This is a genomic window from Xanthovirga aplysinae (assembly GCF_009711365.1).
Taxonomy (GTDB): domain Bacteria; phylum Bacteroidota; class Bacteroidia; order Cytophagales; family Cyclobacteriaceae; genus Xanthovirga; species Xanthovirga aplysinae.
In genome coordinates, this window is sequence record NZ_SMMB01000686.1 from 1 (window position 1) to 3,275 (window position 3,275).

General features: G+C 33.5%; 3 protein-coding genes. 2 read left to right on the forward strand and 1 reads right to left on the reverse strand.

The window, feature by feature from the left end; genetic code table 11:
• The coding region (locus tag E1171_RS04170) for an MBOAT family O-acyltransferase (RefSeq protein WP_155204397.1) at nt 1–997 on the forward strand (997 nt) is incomplete at its 5' end.
• A 76-nt stretch (nt 998–1,073) separates the two neighbouring features.
• Entirely contained in the window at nt 1,074–2,138 is a 1,065-nt protein-coding gene (locus tag E1171_RS04175; RefSeq protein ID WP_187696246.1) for an alginate O-acetyltransferase AlgX-related protein, read from the forward strand.
• Between the two features lie 194 nt (nt 2,139–2,332).
• On the opposite strand, the gene E1171_RS04180 is transcribed toward E1171_RS04175, so the two are convergent.
• Nucleotides 2,333–3,085 carry a TrmH family RNA methyltransferase gene (locus E1171_RS04180; protein ID WP_155204402.1) on the reverse strand — a complete coding sequence of 251 codons (753 nt, stop codon included), beginning with the start codon at nt 3,083–3,085 and terminating at the stop codon, nt 2,333–2,335.
• Nucleotides 3,086–3,275 lie beyond the last annotated feature (190 nt).

A 3,275-nucleotide genomic window follows, 5' to 3' on the forward strand; every position in this document is an offset into this window, starting at 1 on the left:
TAGGGGACATATAAAAGCAAATCATAATTTTCTTGATTTCGCCACCTATGTTTGCCTTTTTCCTCAACTTGTCGCTGGTCCAATAGTTAGGTATTCCAGTATTCATAAACAACTTAAATCTAGAGAAATAACAAAGGAAAAATTTGTTTCAGGGATTAGGAGATTTATAGTTGGTTTGGCCAAAAAGGTTTTGATTGCAAATACTTTTGCCACAATAGCCGATAGTATTTTTTCCCATGAAGTAAATGAGCTATCAACAGTTTTTGTTTGGGTTGGAATTATATCTTATTCTATTCAAATCTATTTCGATTTTTCTGGTTATTCTGATATGGCCATAGGGCTAGGGAAAATGTTTGGATTTGATTTTCCTGAGAATTTTAACTTCCCCTATATTTCCAAGAATATTAGAGAGTTCTGGCAAAGGTGGCATATTTCTCTTTCTACCTGGTTTAGAGATTATGTGTACATCTCATTAGGGGGGAATAGAAGGTCTAATTTAAGAACTTATATAAATTTATATACCGTTTTCTTTGTAACAGGTTTATGGCATGGAGCAAGTTGGAACTTTATTTTTTGGGGCTTATTTCATGGTACATTTTTAGTGATTGAACGTACTGGGCTGGGGAAAAAGCTTCAAAAAGTATGGGCTCCAATCCAACATCTTTACACCTTACTGGTGGTGATTGTCGGTTGGGTTTTCTTTAGAGCCGAAGATTTGGGTACCGCTTTCTTATATCTGAAAAGGATGTTTTGGTACTCCTCTGGCAACATGACTTTGAATAGCTACCTTTCATTCTTCCACTTTAATTCTCATACCCTATTCTTCTTATTAGCAGCAATTATTTTCTCAATGCCAACTTCACAAATAATTGAACAAAGGGTAATAATTCATAAAATCAATTGGTTGAAGCCAATTTATCTACTTATTCTATTTGGCTTGACCATTACATACTTAAGCGCAGATAGTTACAATCCATTTATTTATTTTAGATTCTAATATAATGCAAAAAAGAGTATTTATTTACACCTTTCTATTTATTATATTTCTTCCTTTGCTTTTGAGGTTTTTAAATATGAGCCCATTATTGAGGCACAATGAAAATAGGATTTTAGCGGCTAAGCCTGAATTTTTATTGAAATACACCAACTCTGGAGAAAACCTTGCTGAAAAGTTATTTGGATTTTACAGAGATGTCATTGACTATAAAAACAAATACAACCACTACTTTACTGATAATTTCATTTTTAAAACTTCTCTCTTTAAACCTTTCACAATAATTAAATCCTCTATATTTAATTCGGATCCTATGCCAGAAAAGGTGGTAAGAGGTAACAACGGTTGGATGTTTCTTGGCGAATCCCATTCGAATGTTATTTCGGAATCGAAAGGTTTGACTCAATATAATTCGGAAGAATTAAATAGGTTGAAATCAAACCTCAATAATCAAAAAAAATGGCTAGACGAAAAAGGGATAGCTTATTTTGTTGCCATTGCCCCCAATAAACATTCCGTTTACGGCCATTATTTGCCTATTGTTAAGTCCGCAAATAAGTCTAAACTACAACAAATGAAAGAGGCGGCTGCTCAAATTAATCTCCCTTTAATTGATCTTTCTGATTATTTTATGGATTATCCAAATGAACGACTTTTCCATAAAACCAATACGCATTGGAATGACTTTGGAGCTTTCCTGGGATATAGAAAGCTTATTCACGAGATTCAAAAAATATACCCTGAAATTAAATGTATGGAATTGGGCGATCTTGAGAAGAAAATAGAAATTTCATATCAAGAAGACTTAACTAAAATGCTGAATATAAAGATCAAAGAGGAAAGAATATTATTAAAGAAGAAATATGAAAAGGCCGCTAAAATACCAAGCCAATTAGAAGTGCCTAATAATTTCTTTCGCCTTCCTCAGGATTATGAAAATAGATATACTTCTGATGATAATAATTTGAAATTATTGATGTTTCGAGATTCATTTTCTGAGGCATTAATAAAATACATGTCGGAAAGCTTTGGGGAGTCTATATTTATTTGGAGTTATAGGTTTGATAAGGAGTTAATTGAAAAGGAAAAGCCCGATATCGTCATTATGGAAATAGTTGAACGAAGCTCTGATGTTTTTTTATAAGAATAACCCAAATTTTTGCATTGGATTATGACAGATTTAAAGTTTGGTCGGGCAGGATTACTTTTCAGAAAATTTTTTCCTCCCATGGCAATTTTAAAGAAAATGGCACCAAGTTCCGTAGAGTTTTAGACCATAAAAGTACTTTCTTTAATCCTAAAACCTTAATTGATACCATGCAACTTTAAATTTACATCTCAATTTATAGGGAACTCACGCCTTAAATTATCACAAATCACCGCTGTAGCCACTCCTACATTCAAAGATTCAGCCTCACCAAATCTTGGGATAGAGATTTTATGATTGACCAGGGGCTCTAAATTCGCAGATATTCCTTTTGATTCATTTCCCATTAAAATTAAACCGCGCTTACTAAATTGGGTCTGGTGAACATTTTTTCCTTCCAAAAATGCACCAAAAACAGGGCAATCGGCCTTGGAAAGGTAGTCAACCAAGTCAGTGAAAAACACTTCGATACGACAAAAAGACCCCATGCTGGCACTAATGGTTTTGGGATTGTAAACATCTGCACATGTATTTGAACAAATGATCTTCTTTATGCCATACCAATCTGCGATTCTAATAATAGTGCCTAAATTTCCAGGATCTCTAACGTCATCTAATACTAAGCCATATTCTTTCCCCGTTACAGTTAGAACTATATTTGGCTTCATTTCAGTGATGGCCATTGCAGCATTGTTCGATTTAAAAGTACCTAGGGTAGAAAGTTCTTTTTCGTTTACAGGCAATATTTCGAAGGATTTATGAGCAAGAATGTCTTGATTTTCTTGTAAAAAGGGCTCTGTGGCTAATAGCTTTTTTATTCGATAGTCTGATTGAATAACTTCTGTCACGCTTTTTGCTCCTTCTACCAAAAAAGCCTGTTCCTGCTTTCGGTATTTTTTTATTTGCAATGATTTAATGAACTTTACGATACTTTTCGAAATCATAAGATTAATCAAAAAATTGAATAGACATTTTTATAAGCTGCTTTTGTTTTTGCCCGCTTTTATTCTTCTAGCCTGTAAGGGAACAAGCTACTTAGAAGATGGGGAAAAGATTTTAACCAAACAAAAAATCAAAGGTACAGAAAATGTCAATAAAGATGAACTAAATGCCTTATACAGGCAAAAGCCTAAT